12 protein-coding genes are annotated in these 17963 nt (G+C 50.1%); 11 read left to right on the top strand and 1 reads right to left on the bottom strand.

The features are described 5' to 3' along the window. Positions 1-23: 23 nt before the first annotated feature. The 3 genes from D4100_RS22950 to D4100_RS22940 all read left to right on the top strand — a co-directional run bounded on the left by D4100_RS22950 (position 24) and on the right by D4100_RS22940 (position 8922). Positions 24-4337 carry a SpvB/TcaC N-terminal domain-containing protein gene (locus D4100_RS22950; protein ID WP_119805340.1) on the top strand — a complete coding sequence of 1438 codons (4314 nt, stop codon included), beginning with the start codon at positions 24-26 and terminating at the stop codon, positions 4335-4337. A gap of 482 nt (positions 4338-4819) precedes the next feature. Next, the gene (locus D4100_RS26095; protein ID WP_119805339.1) at positions 4820-5509 is read left to right on the top strand and encodes a helix-turn-helix domain-containing protein; all 690 of its coding nucleotides are present in this window, start codon (positions 4820-4822) and stop codon (positions 5507-5509) included. A 524-nt stretch (positions 5510-6033) separates the two neighbouring features. Next, a complete protein-coding gene (locus D4100_RS22940) occupies positions 6034-8922 on the top strand; it encodes an RHS repeat domain-containing protein (protein WP_119805338.1) in 2889 nt (962 codons plus the stop codon). Positions 8923-9020: 98 nt separating this feature from the next. On the opposite strand, the gene D4100_RS22935 is transcribed toward D4100_RS22940, so the two are convergent. Continuing rightward, positions 9021-9992: a LysR family transcriptional regulator gene (locus D4100_RS22935; RefSeq protein ID WP_237141082.1), complete on the bottom strand. Its 972-nt coding sequence runs from the start codon at positions 9990-9992 to the stop codon at positions 9021-9023. Positions 9993-10331: 339 nt separating this feature from the next. Here D4100_RS22935 and D4100_RS22930 point away from each other — a divergent pair, with 339 nt between their 5' ends. The 8 genes from D4100_RS22930 (at position 10332) to D4100_RS22895 (ending at position 17962) form a co-directional block, all read left to right on the top strand. After that, the gene (locus D4100_RS22930; protein ID WP_193395135.1) at positions 10332-11057 is read left to right on the top strand and encodes an SDR family oxidoreductase; all 726 of its coding nucleotides are present in this window, start codon (positions 10332-10334) and stop codon (positions 11055-11057) included. Further along, a complete protein-coding gene (locus tag D4100_RS22925; RefSeq protein WP_065506567.1) occupies positions 11058-11975 on the top strand; it encodes a DMT family transporter in 918 nt (305 codons plus the stop codon). 57 nt (positions 11976-12032) lie between these two features. Next, complete coding sequence (locus D4100_RS22920) at positions 12033-12650, top strand: hypothetical protein (RefSeq protein WP_119805337.1); 618 nt, start codon at positions 12033-12035, stop codon at positions 12648-12650. Positions 12651-12674: 24 nt separating this feature from the next. Next, positions 12675-13448 (top strand): AfsA-related hotdog domain-containing protein, encoded by a 774-nt coding sequence (locus tag D4100_RS22915; protein WP_119805336.1) that lies wholly within the window; start codon positions 12675-12677, stop codon positions 13446-13448. After that, positions 13441-14274 (top strand): hypothetical protein, encoded by an 834-nt coding sequence (locus D4100_RS22910; protein ID WP_065506564.1) that lies wholly within the window; start codon positions 13441-13443, stop codon positions 14272-14274. Before D4100_RS22915 ends, D4100_RS22910 begins: the two co-directional genes overlap by 8 nt. A 69-nt stretch (positions 14275-14343) precedes the next feature. After that, positions 14344-15003 (top strand): HAD family hydrolase, encoded by a 660-nt coding sequence (locus tag D4100_RS22905; RefSeq protein ID WP_065506563.1) that lies wholly within the window; start codon positions 14344-14346, stop codon positions 15001-15003. Positions 15004-15416: 413 nt separating this feature from the next. Beyond that, complete coding sequence (locus tag D4100_RS22900; RefSeq protein ID WP_119805335.1) at positions 15417-16607, top strand: acetyl-CoA C-acetyltransferase; 1191 nt, start codon at positions 15417-15419, stop codon at positions 16605-16607. A gap of 188 nt (positions 16608-16795) precedes the next feature. Continuing rightward, positions 16796-17962 (top strand): efflux RND transporter periplasmic adaptor subunit, encoded by a 1167-nt coding sequence (locus D4100_RS22895; protein WP_244941703.1) that lies wholly within the window; start codon positions 16796-16798, stop codon positions 17960-17962. Position 17963: the final 1 nt, after the last annotated feature.

The following is a 17963-nucleotide window of genomic DNA, read 5'->3' as shown; positions in this document are numbered from 1 at the left end:
AGGGAGCCTGTGGAGAGTTTATTATGCAAAATTCAGATTCTGTAAAACTGGAGACCCCGTCGTTACCCAAGGGCGGAGGGGCAATAACCGGTCTGAAAGGGGATATCTCGGCGGCTGGGCCGGACGGCGCTGCCACACAGACCCTTCCGCTACCGATCAGCGCCGGACGAGGGTATGCACCTTCCCTGACGCTGAACTACCACAGCCGGGCAGGGAACGGGCCATTCGGGATGGGCTGGGATATTGGCCTGCCCGCCATCCGTTTGCGTACCCACCATGGTGTTCCCGCTTATCAAGGGACGGATGAATTCACCGGGCCGGACGGTGAGGTACTGGTGCCGGTGCTGGCGGATAATGGATTGCCGGAAACCCGCACGGGTGTCACGACCCTGTTGGGGACAGGTTTGAGTGACAGCTTTCGCGTTCACGCTTACCGCTCTCGTACGGAAACCCACTTTAGCCGCATGGAGTACTGGGTTGCAGAGGCCAATGCCGAACAGAACTTCTGGGTGCTGTACAGCCCGGATGGGCAGGTGCAACTGCTGGGCCGGAATGCGCAGGCGCGCATCGGCAACCCTGCCGACCTGACGCAGACCGCTGCCTGGCTGGCCGAGTCTTCGGTCTCGCTGACCGGTGAGCAGATCTATTGGCAATACCGGGCCGAGGATGACATAGGTTGCGACGAGACCGAGAAAAGCGCGCATCCGATCGCCACGGCGCAGCGCTATCTGGCGGCGGTCTGGTACGGCAACAAAAAGGCCGGGCGCACTCTGCCGGGGCTGGCTGATATCCCCACCGCAGATGACTGGTTGTTCACCCTGATACTGGATTACGGCGAGCGGGGCACGGTATTGACTACGGCACCGGGCTGGCTGGCACCGGGAAGCGGCGATTGGCTGTGCCGCCCGGACCGGTTTTCCGGTTGGGAATATGGCTTTGAAGTGCGCTGCCGTCGCCTTTGTCGGCAGATATTGATGTACCACGCGGTATCGGTGCTGGCGGGGGATGAGAGTGTGGGGGATACGCCACAGTTGGTAGCCCGTCTGCTGCTGGATTATGACGAATCACCGTCCGTCACCACAATGAAAAAGGCGAGCCAGGTGGCGTATGAGCCGGATGACGCACTCTGTGCTCTACCGCCGATAACCTATGGCTGGCAGACGTTCACGCCGCCGGAAACGGCGCAGTGGCAGCCACGCGACGATATGGGCAAACTGAACCTGCAGCAACCGTACCAGATGGTCGATCTCAATGGAGAAGGTGCCGCGGGTATTCTGTATCAGGACAGCGGCGCCTGGTGGTACCGGGCTCCTGTCCGTCAGCAAAATGCCGCCGAAGACGCCGTGACATGGGATACGCCATGCCGGCTACCCGCGATTCCCGCTCTGCGTGACGGTGGCTTGCTGGCCGATCTCAACGGTGACGGGCAACTGGAGTGGGTGGTCACTATACCTGGGGCACGCGGGCGTTATGACCGCACGCCGGAGGGGGAGTGGCGCCACTTTACGCCGTTGTCGGCATTGCCTGTGGAATATGCCCATCCGCGCGCACAATTGGCGGATATCAGCGGTAGTGGTCTGACAGATCTGGTGCTTATCGGTCCGAAAAGCGTGCGGCTCTACAGCGGCACCGGCGATGGCTGGAAAAAGGCGCAAACGGTGATGCAGGCAGAGGGCATTACCCTGCCGAGCGTCGGATCGGATGCCCGCGTACTGGTTGCCTTCAGCGATATGGCCGGCAGCGGCCAGCAGCATCTGGTCGAGGTGCGCGCCGACGGCGTACGTTACTGGCCTAACACCGGTCACGGCCGGTTCGGTTCACCCGTCAAGATGTCGGGGTTCAGTCCGGCGACAGAGCTGCCTGCTGAAAGCTTCAATCCAGACCGGCTTTACCTGGCCGATATTGACGGTTCCGGTACCACCGATCTGATTTATGCCTGCGGCAACCACCTGCGGGTTTACCTCAACCTCAGCGGCAATACCTTTGCCGAGCCGTTCAGCCTGGCGCTGCCTGAAGGTGTTCATTATGACAACACCTGCAGCCTGCAACTGGCCGACATTCAGGGCCTGGGTGTGGCCAGCCTGGTGCTGACGGTGCCGCACCCGCAGCCGCGACACTGGGTTTGCCATCTCTCAGCCAGCAAGCCCTGGTTGCTGACTACGATGAACAATGCAATGGGGGCACATCACCAGTGGCATTACCGCAGTTCGGTACAATTCTGGCTGGATGAAAAAGCGGAAGCTCTGGCGGCGGGAAAACCCGTCCCGGCCAGCTATCTGCCGTTTGCCTTGCACACGCTGGCGGGTACCGAGGTGGCGGATGAGATAACCGGCAACCGGCTGGTCAGCACCGTGCGTTATCGTCACGGCGCCTGGGATGGGCGGGAGCGGGAGTTTCTGGGGTTCGGCTTTGTGGAAGTGAGCGACACAGACACTCTGGCCAGCCAAGGGACGGCGGGCAATATCAGCATGCCGGCTATCAGCCGCACCTGGTACGCCACCGGTCTGGCCGCCGTGGACGGCTGCCTGCAGGCGGAGTATTGGGCGGAGGACGACGCGGCCTTTGATCATTTTATCCCCCGCTTTACGGCCGGCAGCGGGGATGCCGAGCAGGCATGCTCGCCGGACGACACCACCGCCTTCTGGCTGAACCGGGGGCTGAAAGGCCTGCCGTTGCGCAGCGAGCTGTACGGTGCGGACGGTAGCCCGCAGGCCGTTACGCCTTACACCGTGACTGAAAACCACCTGCAGGTGCGGCTGGTAGAACAACAAGGCGCTTACCCCGTGGTGTGGCCGTCAGTGGTGGAGAGCCGCAGCTATGTTTATGAGCGCGTCGGCAGCGACCCGCAGTGTAGCCAGCAGGTGCAACTGACCAGTGATGAATACGGTAATCCGCTATGCCAGGTGAGCATCAACTACCCGCGGCGTAGTCAGCCGACAGGCAACCCTTATCCGCCGACACTGCCGGAGGGGCTGTTTGCCTCCAGCTTTGATGAGCAACAGCAAATACTTCGTCTGGTGCGGCAGCAGAGCGGTTGGCACATCCTGTCGGACGGCGCAAAAGGTATCTGGCTGCCCGGGTTGCCGGATGCCACCCGGAGTGACGTTTTCAGCCATGCCGCTTCCGCCGTGCCGCCCGGTGGCGTGACGGTTCAGTTGCTGCGGGACAACGCCGGGCTGCTGGCGGACACCCATACCCCCGTATTTTCCGGCCAACAGCAGGCCTGGTATCTGGACAGCCGCAATGCGGCGACTGTTGCTGCGCCGGCTTTTCCTCCGTTGCCGGCCTTTACCGAAGCCGCTGTGCTGGATGAGGATACTGTCGCGCTGCTGGCGGCGCATATTTCTCCTGAAAACCTGAAACAGGCGGGTTACTCGCAGATGGGGTATCTGTTCCCTCGCGCCGGTGAAGCTGGCCGAACACTGTGGGCCATTCGCCAGGGATATGCCACCTATGCTGGCGCCGAGCGTTTCTGGCTGCCGCAGAGCTGGCGCGATACCTTGCTGACCGGCGCACTCAGCGTTACCCGGGATAAGCACGAATGTGTGATCACGCAGACCGAGGATGCCGCAGGGTTGAAAACCACAATGGAGTATGACTGGCGTTTCCTGACGCCGGTCAGGCTGACCGATGCGAACGACAATGTCCAGACGATCACGCTGGACGCGCTGGGGCGAATGACCAGCCTGCGTATCAGCGGGACGGAGAATGGCGTAGCGGCGGGGTATACGGATACGCCACTGACACTGCCGGGCACGGCTAATGAGATGATCAGCCTGTCGGCGCCTTTGCCGGTGGCACAGTGTATGTTGTATGTCACGGACAGCTGGCAGGAAGGCAAGGGTGTGCCGCCGCATGTGGTGATGCTCTCTACCGATCGCTATGACCGCTATGCAGAAGAAAGGGCCGCCCAACAGGTTCGCCAGCAGGTAACCTTTAGCGACGGATTCGGTCGCATTCTACAAAGCTCAGTACGCCAGGCTGATGGTGAAGCTTGGCAACGTACGGAAGAAGGGGCGTTGGCTATTGATGCAGGGGGCGAGCCGGTCATGACCGAAACGGCGTTTCGTTGGGCGGTATCCGGCCGGACGGAATACGACAACAAGGGGCAAGCCATCCGAACCTATCAGCCCTATTTCCTCGATAGCTGGGAACATGTCAGTGACGACAGTGCGCGGCAGGATCTGTATGCCGACACCCACTATTACGATCCGGCGGGGCGTGAATGGCAGGTCATCACGGCGAAGGGCTGGCTGCGGCGAATGCTGTTTACGCCCTGGTTTGTGGTCAACGAGGATGAAAATGACACCTTAGAGGAAATTAAAACCTGCGTTTAACGGCTATACCGGCAGAGTTGCTGCCGGTATTTTCTGACGGCTCTAAGGGTGATCTGTTTATGACCCAAACGACGTTCTATGCTAACACCCCGATGGCCACTGTTTTCGATAACAGGGAACTCCTGAAAATCAATTTTATTTCATTATGATATCATGTTCTATCTTGCGGGCTCGCCCGAGTGGTATACACTTTTTGGCGATGGTAAAAGTCATTATTGTTATTTAATTAAAGATTGGAATATGAGATTTAATTAAATAATCCATACCAATCAATATTTAATGCGTTAATTTTTGATTTTATCGGTGGGGGTTTATAATTATTTTTATTGAGAGTTGTGCGTGGGAATTGTCCGATATTTCTTGATTTTATTATGGTGAAATATATAATTAACTTATTAAAGATAAACTTGATTGGCAATTTATTTGTAAGGCGCGCTGTCGAGGTTGAATAGTTTTTTACCTGTCTATTTTTTTTGGTGGTGATGTTCCAAAAGAACAATTATTTATCTGTTTGGAGTTTGGTTTTGAATATAATAAAAAAGGTTGTCACGGTGGCTATTGTCGACACCAATCGTTTTTTTTTGGATGGATTGCGCCTGGGGGTGTTGGAGCATTTTAGGAAGAAGGGGTTGCTGGTTAACTTTGTCAGTGGGCCATCAATGGGACATGCCGATATAATATTCCAGCATATTATCGTGGGTCGGCCGTCGTTTTACTGTTCAAGAATGCAAAGTGAACTTTCATATAATCCACTGTTTTTTTTCATATATGATTCAGTGGCCAAGCCAGACACCTTGCAATGGCAGGATCGTGATGGGTGTCTGCGAAATGGGGGGAATGTATACAGGAATGAGTCGCTGAACGTAGTGATACCACGGGTTTATGATGCTCTTATAGCGGCGAACAAGAAATCGCAAGAAACAAACCAGAAGTATGGTTGTTGCTGTCGTCGAAATCGATTGACCTCACGTGAATATCAGGTGTTACGATATTTTTCAATGGTCGGTTCGTCGAATGCAGTCGCGCGTTTGTTGAAAATCAGCGCTAAGTCAGTGAGTACGCATAAGCGCAGCGCCATGCTCAAGATAGGTCTGAGAAATAATCTGGATTTGTATCATTGGCTACGGTTGGAACGAAAAAACACCGGCCGATCCTTATCTATCCAAAGTTGAAGATTACAGAGTTAACATTACCAATAAATGGATTTATAAACGCGCGCAGACAGAAAAAATTTGGCTATGGTATATGCCGCAGCGCGTTATGTGAGTTTTAATATGACCGCGTGGATATTATTAATAAAAATCATTTTTGACATTTTCAATTTATTTTTTTGTTAACCAAGCGGTTTCTGTGTTGCAAAAACACCAGGGTAGATGATGTATATATATAGATGGATATTTTTATTTTGTGCTGTTTTTTGGATTTCAGTTGGTTATGTGTTTTTTTAATTTGAGTGACATCATGGGGCTTCTGGATGCGATTAATGCGACGCATCATGTATCCACGCTTAACGGTGGTGTTTTTGCTTTAAAATTAGAGTGACGTTATATTTTATACGGCAATGTAAATTTTTAATCACATCCTGTCTCATTTTGACTTGGTTGCATCTGATACAAAACTCTGGGCTTGATAACAGTATGTTTATTTGAAGTCTGTGTAAATATACGCCAGTTCATACTCTGTGTGAGGAGCGCTTATGAGTACAGTTTACAGCAATACTCCGGAAGTCAGGGTCTATGACAACCGTGGCCTGAGCATACGCACCATCGAGTATCACCGTCACCCCGACTCCCCGGATATCACACAGGAACGTATTACCCGCCACCGCCATGATGCACGCGGCTTCCAGGCACAAAGTGCCGACCCGCGCATGCACGAGGCTGGCCGTATGAACCTCCGGTACCTGACAGATCTCTTCGGCAACGTTCTGCACACCGACAGCGCTGATGCCGGTGCTACCCTGGCCTTCGGCGATGCGGCAGGGAGACCTTTCATGTCGATCATTAACATTAGTCACGCTGGCGACGGTATCTGGGACCTCTGCAAGGCCATCACCCGTACCTGGCAGTATGAAGCTCCTTCGCTCCCTGGGCGCCCCCTGAGTATTACGGAGACTACGGCAGAGGGCATTACTCGTATCCTTGACCGCTTCGTGTATGCGGGTAACAGCGACACGGAGAAGGCACAGAACCTGGCCGGACAGTGCGTCAGCCACTACGATGCCGCCGGGCTGCAGCAGACGGATAGTATCAGCCTCACCGGTATACCCCTGTACGTCACCCGTCGTTTGCTGGAGGGGGCAGATAACCCGGACGTAGTGGCAGACTGGCTGGGAGCAGATACATCAGCCTGGAACGACCTGCTGACTACAGAAAGCTTCACCACCCTGACCGCCTCTGATGCCACCGGGGCGGTGCTGACCACCACCGATGCATCGGGCAATATGCAGCGCATGGCGTACAATGTAGCTGGCCAGCTTTCAGGCAGCTGGCTGTCCCTGAAGGGGGGCAAGGAACAGGCCATCATCCGCTCTGTCACCTGGTCGGCTGCCGGACAGAAACTGCAGGAAGTGCAGGGTAACGGCGTGGTCACCTCCTATACATATGAGCCTGAGACCCAGCGCCTGATCGGCATCCGGGTGGAACGGCCTGCCGGACATACCACCGGTGCGAAGGTATTGCAGGATCTTCGCTATGAGTATGATCCTGTGGGTAACGTGCTCAGCATCACGAATGATGCGGAAGAGACTCGCTTCTGGCGCAACCAGAAAGTGGTGCCGGAGAACATGTATACCTACGACAGTCTCTACCAACTGGTCAGCGCCACCGGACGCGAGATGGCGAATGCCGCTCAACAGGGCTGCGGGTTACCTTCCGCTACTATTCACCTTCCGACAGACAGTACCGCCTTTACAAACTACACTCGCACCTACACCTACGATAACGGTGGCAACCTGACCCGGATACGCCACCATGCCCCGGCCACGAACAATACTTACACCACGGATATCACCGTCAGTGACCGCAGCAACCGCGGCGTGCTGAGCTCCCTGGCCACCACACCGGCAGCAGTGGATGCCCTGTTTACGGCGGGAGGGCAGCAGAAGCAACTGCAACCGGGGCAACAGCTGGTCTGGACGACCCGCAATGAACTATTGAAGGTGAGTCCGGTGGTGCGTGAAGGCAACACGGACGACCGGGAAAGCTACCGTTATGACAGCGGAAGTCAGCGTGTGCTGAAGGTCAGTACACAAAAAACAGGTAACAGCACGCAGGTGCAACGGGCGATGTATTTGCCGGGACTGGAGCTGAGGATGACAGCCGCCGGGAGTGCGGAGGCGGAGAATCTGCAGGTTATCACTGTGGGGAATGCGGGGCGTGCTCAGGTACGGGTACTGCACTGGGAGAGTGGCAGACCGCCCGGTATCAGTAACGGACAGGTACGTTATAGCTATGATGGACTGACAGGCAACAGCGGGTTGGAAGTGGACAAGGACGGCCATGTTATCAGCATGGAGGAATACTACCCGTACGGGGGGACAGCGGTGTGGACGGCTCGTGGCCGGGTTGAGGCGGATTATAAAACGGCGCGTTACTCGGGCAAGGAGCGTGATGCGACGGGGCTGTATTACTACGGGTACCGGTACTACCAGCCGTACTCGGGAAGGTGGCTGAGCGCAGACCCGGCTGGCACAGTTGACGGGTTAAACCTTTTTCGTATGGTTAGAAATAATCCTATTCGATTCAGAGATATAGATGGCAGACTTTCTGTTGAGGAGTTATCTATAATAGGTATTGCGGTCATTATATTTGCGCTTTCAATATTAAATGCAATGAAAGGAGCAAAAGGAATTAAAAATGAAGAAGTTGCTATCAACCCAATGATTGATAAGTTAAAGGAATATGCGAGATCAAAAATAGCAAATGAAGGTTTATCAGAAAGCTTGGTGGCACCTTTTGAAAGATTCATTATTTCAGAATATGAGAGTAAATACAAAAACAAGTCTGGATTTTCTATAAAAATATTAAAGTGCAATGACAGTGTCTATGCTTACGTTTCGCCATATGAAAAAGCTGAGGAAGCCGAGAGGATTATAATTGAAGGGGTTGATGTTGGTAGAAAACTGAATAAAATAAACGCAAGTTATTTGCTTCTTGAACGAGCAAAAAATCAAACAATAAGTGAGTCATCATCTTCCGCCAGAACTGATACTTCTATATTTGAGTTGAAGGGTTCTGGTGTGATGAAAAATAAGAATATTTCATCGCATAAACCCGAGAAAGCAACAGAAAGAATGATTCCCTCATCTAATGTCAGTGCCAGCACTGGAGGCCAGAGGGGATTTATGATTGTAAATAGGGCCAGGTTTGACGAGTTAAATCTTAATGCAATAGACAGGAAAATACTAAATAAGGCCATCGGTGATATTAGTGAGGGAAAAGTTGGTTATAAGCTGGAAAATACAAATGAGTATGTGGTCGATTTGGCTGGCTTTAGGGGGCAAAAAGGAAGAGGTGCATTCAGATTGGCTTTTACACAAGAACAACGTACAAGGACATTGACTCGTATAATTGATCCCCATTAATTGTAAGCATCCCTGCAAAGCGAATCATTCACTTTTAGAGATCTTCCTATTCAGATTCAATTGATTAGATTAATCATTGGCCTGCCATTACGGCTCCTTCACATCAGTGTGTCATGGGAGCGTGGCAGATTTTCTACGCCGGAAAGCGGTTGGGAAAGTTTCTCCTGGCTATTATGAACCAGCATGGTGAGGAAGTCTGCTACTGCTCTTACACGCGGTGTATGGGATAGATCGGAATGGATAACCAACCATAAAGGATACTTAATATCCTGGGGGGCATTTAGGCAGATAAGTCTGCAGCGATTGGCCACAAAATGAGGTAGCAGGGCGATCCCTGAGCCGGCTGCTACGGCCGCGAGCTGGGTTGCCAGCGAGGTGGTTTGCAGTGCCAGCTGTCTACCATTTAATTTCTCTGAAATCCATTTTGCTGCTGGCAGATGCGACTGCAATTTCGTCCAGCCAATAAAGCGTCCTCTGGTATAAAGGTCTTCCAGTGAAGTGAAATTGACACTATCAATATAGTGCTGATTACTGTAGAGCCCAAAACCCAGCTCTCCTAAACGCCTGACCGTAACATTGCCGCGTTCAGGTTTGACCAAGCGCAGCGCAAGATCGGCATCAAACTGATGAACATTGACGACTTTACTGTCGGTCACAATTTCCAGATTCAACCGCGTATGTTCTTTTTGTAATGCAGGCAGGGCAGGTAAAATCAGCTCACTGGCTAGCATCTCTGAGGTCGCAAGACGCACTGTACCGTCAATTTCCCCTGGTTCGCGGCAACGACAAAGCAACTGCATCGCGGTTGTTTCCATCTCTTCGGCATTCGACAATATTGCCGCGCCTTCGGCGGTCAGCTTATAACCTGATTGATGGTGTACAAAAAGACGCAGGCCGAGCGATTCCTCCAGCCGCTCAATACGGCGCGACATGGTGGCGATACCCAGTCCGAGTAACTTCGCCGCGTTACCTAGCGTGCCGTGATGAGCAACAGCCAAAAAGACGCGAATATCATCCCAGACAAATTTTTGATTCTTTGCATTTTTCATAAATGAAAATTCGCTTCCCATTTTTGTCAGCTTCCCAAGAATTAACTCTATGTTATGTTCTATCTCACCGCAGGAACAGAACGAGATGGTGATGTCCTAATCCTTAAATTAATTATTATAGCAAGTGTAATACTCTGCTAATGCTAAATAACTGACTATAACAGGCAGGGTAAAGTAGATCAATCGCTTACCAATGCCGGTTGCTGAGCATGCATATAATTGATGGTTATATACAGTGGTAAGTTGGTTTTTGATTTGCGTAATTATTATTGCAAAGGAATGGGTAATTGATTTTTAGATGATAATCATTTCCGTGTTTTGGGTTAATTGATTTTTTAATAATATATTAAGGGTATTATTATGATGCAGGAAAGACGAATTTTTGTTACCGGTGCAAGTGGGGGTATTGGGGCTACCTTGGTAAAAGAACTTTTGAAGGATGGTCATTGGGTTGCTGCTACCGACGTTGTTAAACCAGAGCTGGTAACTGGAAAAGAAAATCTTCTGACACTGAAGTTGGATGTGAGAAACAGTGATGACTGTAAAGTTGCAGTTAATCAAATTATAGAAAATTTCGGTCACCTTGATACGCTAATTAACGTCGCTGGAATTTGTTACGGTGGTGATCCATTGACCGCAAATGTTGATGAATGGAGTGAAACTTTTGATGTTAATGTCAAAGGGATGTTTCAACTAACGCAGCTAACGTTGCCGTATCTTCAACAGTCTAAACGGGCTGATATTATTAATATCTCATCGGTCTGGGGAGTTGATTACAACCCGAACCTGCTGTCTTACTCTGCCTCTAAGTTTGCGGTAGAAGGCTATACCGGTGGATTGCGTGCTTGGGCTTTTCCAAAAAATATTCGGGTTACCTCTCTGCAGGTCGATAAAGTGGATACTGGATTCCGTCGTCACCTTGGTGAGAAAGGTGAGTTTCCAACGGAGCAACTGAGGAAAATGCTGACACCGGAGGATATTGCCAGCGCAGTGCGCTTTGCTCTTAATATGTCTGCAACCGGCTGTGTTTCTTCTATGCGTCTGGATGCCCCACTCTGGTACAAAAATGATACGGGGAATGACTAAATGCAAACGACACCGAAAGTTGCTGTGATATTAACATTACTGGCGACATTTTTCTGGGGATCAAATTTCCAGGCAACCAAAATAGCTCTTTCGACATTACCACCCTGGACAGCGTCTGCTGAGCGATTTCTGATCGCTGTTATTGTTATCTTGCTGTATATGTCGATTAAAAATGGTATGTCACTGCAGGTGCTGAAAAAAAATCTTCTGGCATTTATTTTTCTCGGGGCGATCGGTGTAGCCGGTTTCAACGGTGCACTGTTTGTTGGATTGCAAACATCCAGCCCGGTTACGGCAGCGCTGATAATGGCTACTACACCAATTTCTGCAAACATACTGGAAGCAATTATCAATCGCCGTGTACCGCAATTCATCAGAGTCATTGGTATGTTGATCAGCTTGTTTGGCGTATCAATGGTAATTACCAACGGAAAAATATTAATGGGAGGAACATTCATCTTCTCTCCTGGCGATATAATTATTTTTATCGGTAGCTTGGGTTGGGCTATCTACACCGTAGGAACGCGGGCGATGATATCTGATTCAACACCGCTGCAAACTACAACCTGGACCATGCTGTTTGGTGCCATAATTCTGGGGGCAATTGCCATGATGGAAGAGCAACCACTCACTGCAGTCAGTTCAGCTTCTGTGAGTAGCCATCTTGCTGGGTTGTATATGGGGATTGCAGGATCGGTTCTTGCCTATCTCTTCTGGGTAATTGGTATCTCTACTCGTGGTCCGGGTAAAACCTCTATATTCTTTAATTTCGTCCCATTATTTGCAATTTTAGTCCAAATTGCTTTTGGTAATGTGCCGGGAAACCTGCAATTAATTGGTGCTGTCATTACTATCTTCGGCGTGCTGCTGGGGCAGGGACAACTCTCTGGCTTCGTAAGAAAAGGCGCTGCCGCGTAATATAAAATCTTTATTTTCTAGCGTCATTTAAATGAATTTAATTCAAGGAGATTTATTATGTCTGCCAAGTATATTTTAATTACCACCTATTCATTGAAAGATGGTGTTACTGTCAACGATCTAAAAAAATCATCTAGAGTACAGGGGAGTAAAAACTTTTATCTGTCGGAGGAAGATAGCTCCAATGAGCTTATTGAACTGCGTGCATATAATAGTATTGCTTCAATCAGCAGTGATGAAAGTACTCTTGAATCTGACTTCTCTATTTTTTCAACCTGGCTGTCGGGAGATATCCGTCGAGAATTGATTAAGTTTGTTGAAGCCCCTATCGACAGCAAAGATGAACTACCGGCCACAGAGTTTATTCAGTTGCGCCACGTTGAGGTTCCCCCAGAAAATTATAATAAATATCGAAAATGGCGGGAAGAGACCATCTTTGAAGTGGTGCGTGAAAATAAAAACAAAATCATTAGCTTTGGTGCCTATCATTCTCTAATTAGTGGTTATCCAGGGGTGATGTTTGTTTCGGCGTTTAACGGTGATAAAGCCAGTTATCTTGAGGCATTTACCAATTCTCGGTATCAAAAAATTGTCAAGGATGCTGGTGATAATTATATTACTGGCGGTGACGGCGGTTTGTATACCCGTATCTATCGCGCTGTTAACTTTAATTGACCATTGCATGACGGAATAATAAAAATGGCTAAGAAAATGATGGTTGTAGGTGATAAATTTTATGAGTTCGCGAAAGGTAAAAATGCGGTTACAGTCAGTCAGTTAGAATTGATAACGCAAATCCCGGCGAATATTATTGATGGTAAAAGTGAATTTTTCCCGGGGCAAGGTATTCGTGATGATTTTCTACAGAAAATTTTTGAAAATCAAGAAAAGAACAAACACCATAATAATAACATTGACCTCAGCGGATTAAGGATGTCTGTTGAAAAAAACACATACTCACATAAATTCGTTAGCAGCAATACACTTATTGGCCGATGTAGTCAGCTGGCTGAGAACAGTTTTTCACTGCACCTGCTGATTGATGAGCGCTGTGAACTTATGGCAGATCATCAGACGGGGCAGCACGTTCAGGGGATGCTTCTGGTTGAAGCATGTCGACAGACATTCATTGCCGTGACCGAAGAGTTCTACATGGGAGATAAAGTTAATAGTTCCTATTATGTTATCAATAATATGAATATAGATTTCTCTAACTTCTTGTTCCCTCTGCCGGCGACAATTCATTATGAACTGATGGAAAAGGATATCAATGAGCGCCGGGCGCGGTTTAAAGCTAACGTTAGCATTCTGCAAAATAAATTGCTGTGCTCATCGATGTCTGTGAGCTTCACCGTTTACCCTTCTGAGGTCATTAACGCGAAAGAGTCGGAGATGGCGAGTGCGACGGCCAGCGCTATCTTAAATGCTTTAAATAATGACTCGTATGCAGAACGGGGGGCAATGCATGTCTGATAAATGCGGCCAGAGTTATCAGCTGGCCGTAACCACGCAGGGGCCACTATACCCCCCTGCTGAAGTTATGGACGCTGATGGCAATTTTGTGGTGATCGGTCAAATTCCAAGCGAAACAGGTATCAGTTGGGGGGCGGCAATTGTCGATAAAGACAGCCCGCTGCCACCGTTTGGTCAGGTGCAACCCTATCAGATAGTGCAGGAACTCGGCAGGGCTACGAAACAGTATTTGAGGGATATCGTTTTACATACACTGCCTTTGCCTCTACCTCTAAACAATTATCCGATGGTATTTTCGCCCGAGCAGCATCCAGATGCTGCAAGAGAGGTAAGAGCAAGCTTGCCATTGCATGAAGGCTACATTGCTGATTACCGTGCCGCTGATGGGCGGCGAAAATTAGCGCCCATCACGCTTGCTGACTGGCTCAGGGCGGAAGGTGAGTTAACTGTCACGCTCAGTGATGATAACAAAAGTGCTCGTTTTGATTTTCGTTTTCGACGGTTGGTGCCATATAGCGTTTATACGGTAATGAGTTTGCGTGAACAGGACCTGGCAACGAATGATCCTAGCCGTCCTGGGCCGCTGGGAATCCCGAACGTGTTCGTCACCGACGCCGATGGCAATGCCGAGTATTGGGCTGAATTACCTAATCCTTTTCCACCGGTCGCTGAGCACCGTAATCGTATTATCAACGTGGTGGTGCTGTTTATGAGCTCTCAGCAGTGTTATGGGGGGGCGATCGGCCGGCATGGTTTAGGCGGGGATATTCATGCCCACCTTAAGTTGCGTGCAACCAGCTTTAGTGAGTTCACCACTACATCTTGAAAAAATGCTGTAGAGAAAATAAAAGAACTGTCTCTTTTCGATTCGGATATATAAATTTTATGGTGAATAATGAGCTCTGTTGCAGCGTTTTTTGATGTTGATGAAACACTTATTAAAATAAAAAGCATGTTTCATTTCTATAAATACTGGTGTGAAAGCCGTTGTGCACAGCAGGAATATAATGAATTTAATGAAAGATTCAAACTGGCAATCGCTCAGGGAGTCAATCGGCAAGAATTGAATCGCATGTATTACCAACAATTTAAACAAATCAGCATTGATGAATTAAATGACGCTGGGGAGCGCTGGTTTGTACAGACCTTCTCCGACAAAAATATCTATCTCTCTCCGGTTATTGCAAAGCTGCAAGAGCATAAACGACTGGGGCATCTGACGGTATTTGTATCAGGTTCGATGTTGCCATTGTTAAAGCCGATTGCAGAACAGCTGGGAGTGGATGCAATCCTTTGTACTCGTTTGTTGCTGGATGATGAAGGTAAACTGACGGGCGATATCGATGTGCCACAAACCATCGGCGAAGGAAAAAGAGAAGCTTTGCTCTCTTATACTCTAAATACTGATATTGATCCTGAAAACTGTTTCGGCTATGGAGATGATATTTCCGATATTCCAATGATGTTGGCCACAGGTAATCCGATCTGTATTGGGGATGGAACGGCGCTTGCCGACTACGCACGTAAAAATAACTGGGCAGTTATCGGTTTGTAACTGGAGTTATTTGTATTTTCAGGGTGGGCTTGTGAATAATAAAAGGTCACTCTTGGGAATAGACAGTAATGGGGTTATTCCAGTCGGGTCAGTCGGAAAAATTAATGATTATCGGAGTGAGATTGCTCCATCTTTATCCTCTCTGATTACTGATTATGCGTTCGATTTTTTTTATCGCCAGTGAATGAATTTATTTAAAGGTATGTGAAATGGTTACGTTCGCTTCGTTGATTTCACAGGGTAATGCGCAGCCATAGCTGGATAGGCTTGCCGTGCTGAATGTGGGAGTCATTAGATAAGAGTAACTCGAAATTATTATTCAAATGGCGCTTACGCTGGAGTTTCTGCCTGTATGAATTTTCATACGGTTGCGATGCTGGCGTACGCTGATACTGAATCACAAGGAAAATAAAATGAAAGAAGTGGTAGTGGTCGCAGCAAAAAGAACGGCAACGGGGAGTTTTCATGGCGCGCTGGCCAGCCAACCTGCGACGACATTGGGTGCGGCAGTGATCCGGGCGTTGCTGCAACAGAGTCAGGTTCCGGCAGAAGAGATTGATCAGGTGATTATTGGCCAGGTACTCACCGCAGGCTGCGGACAGAATCCAGCCCGCCAGTCGGCATTGCTCGCTGGATTACCGGTGACCACGAATGCGCTGACTATCAATAAAGTGTGCGGTTCCGGTATTAAGGCTGTGCACTTGGCGATGCAGGCTATTCAATGCGGTGATGCAGAAATGGTTATCGCCGGTGGTCAAGAGAATATGTCACTGGCACCCCATATTTTTTCCTCTTCACGTACCGGCCAGCGGCTGGGCCATGGTCAGCTAAAAGATACCTTGATTCATGATGGTTTATGGGACGCCCATTGCGATATTCATATGGGAGTTACTGCCGAAAACGTCGCGCGCAAGTTCAACTTGTCACGTGCTCAACAAGATGAGTACGCGCTGCTGTCACATCAGCGTGCATTAACGGCACAGCGTAACGGCTATTTCAACGACGAGATCGTGGCAGTGGAGTGTCAGCGTCGCGGCAAAGAGAGCGTGTTTTTTTCCCAGGACGAAGGGCCGCGTGACACCAGTTTTGAGAAATTATCCGGGCTGAAGCCGGTTTTTGAGCAGAACGGTACTGTCACCGCCGGCAACTCCTCATCTCTGAATGATGGTGCCGCCGCTGTATTGCTCTGTAGCCGGGAAAAAGCGGAGCAGCTTAAGTTGCCGGTACTGGCCAGCCTGGGCTGTTTCAGCAACACAGGTATTACGCCGGATGTGATGGGAGCAGCACCGATTGAAGCTATTCGTCAATGCCTTGATAAACAGCATTGGCAAGCCAGCGAAGTCGATGCGCTTGAATCCAATGAAGCCTTTGCTGCCCAGGCTCTAGCGGTACTGCACTCATCAGGTGTGCCAGGAGAGCGGGTGAATCCTTGTGGCGGCGCTATCGCCCTGGGGCACGCCATAGGGGCATCAGGCTGCCGTATTTTAGTTACGCTTATCCACCATATGCAGCGCAACCAGCTACAAAAAGGCATTGCCGCACTCTGTATAGGCGGAGGGGAAGGAGTGGCGCTGGCGGTAAAACGCCCTGCTCAGTGCGCCTAAGTTAATCACTACCCTGTGGCACGTTATGACCATTGGTTCGCCTTGAAAACCGCATTGTAGGTGGTTTTCAGGGGAGCTGAAGCTGAAGAACACGCTCATTTACTGGATGTAAAATCATGCGAAATCTACACAGCATTTGTAAAAATCAAGGCAACGTCTCTGCTGGCCGCTCTGTTCAGCAACTGCTGATGATAATGCTGCTGGCTACACTGCTTTCTGGATGTGATTTCACCCAGCAGCACAAACCTGCGGCAGCAGCACCGGCAGTGACGATTGCTGATGTGATTGTTAAACCGATTCGACAGTGGGATACCTTTAATGGCCGTATTGAGGCGGTGCAAAGCGTACAGCTCCGGCCACGGGTTTCAGGATATATTTCTCGAGTTAATTACACCGAAGGTGAGGTCGTTAAAAAAGGACAGTTGCTTTTCACTATCGATGATCGCACCTATCGTGCGGCACTTGGACAAGCGCAGGCTGAACTGGCGCATGCACGCAGCCAGGCAGCGCTGGCGCGCAATGAATCTACACGTACTGACAAATTGATCGCATCTCATGTCATTTCTACCGAACTCTGGGAACAGCGCCGTTCTGCAGCTTCTCAAGCACAGGCGGATGTACTCTCGGCCGAGTCCAGTGTTGCACTGGCCCAGTTGAATCTGGACTTTACCCGTGTTACTGCGCCGATTGAGGGGCGCGCCAGCCGGGCACTGATGACCGAAGGTAATCTGGTCACGGCTGGTGACAGCGCAAGCGTTCTGACCTCACTGGTTGCCGTCGATCATATGTACGTCTATTTCGATGTCGATGAGGATACCTTCCTGCATTACCAGGAACTGGCACGAATTGCCCGTTCGGCATCTACGACGACGAATACGCAATTGCCGGTGATGCTGGCCCTGACGGGCGAACAGGGCTACACCCACCAGGGCATCGTTAACTTTACGGATAACCAACTGAACCCGGATACGGGCACGATACGTATGCGTGCGTTGCTGGACAACCGCGACAGCGATTTCACACCCGGCTTATTTGCGCGGGTGAAAATGCCCGCCAGTAACGAGTTTACCGCGATGCTGATTGACGATAAGTCCGTTATGACCGATCAGGACCGTAAATTCGTTTATATCGTTGACCACGACGGCCGGGCGCAGCGGCGGGATATTGAGCCCGGACGCGAAGCTGAGGGGATGCGGATTGTGACGAAAGGGTTGTCGGCGGGTGACCGGGTGATGATTGCAGGTATGCAGAAAGTGTTTAAACCTGGGATAGCGGTGAACGCTGAAGTGGCGAGGTTCCCGAAACTGAACGGCAGTTCTGCCGCTACGGCGCTCAACTCAGCAACTGCGGAGTAAA

The sequence above is a fragment of the Serratia inhibens genome, assembly GCF_003591175.1.
Lineage (GTDB): Bacteria > Pseudomonadota > Gammaproteobacteria > Enterobacterales > Enterobacteriaceae > Serratia > Serratia inhibens.
This window is presented reverse-complemented; position numbering and strand designations above follow the sequence as displayed.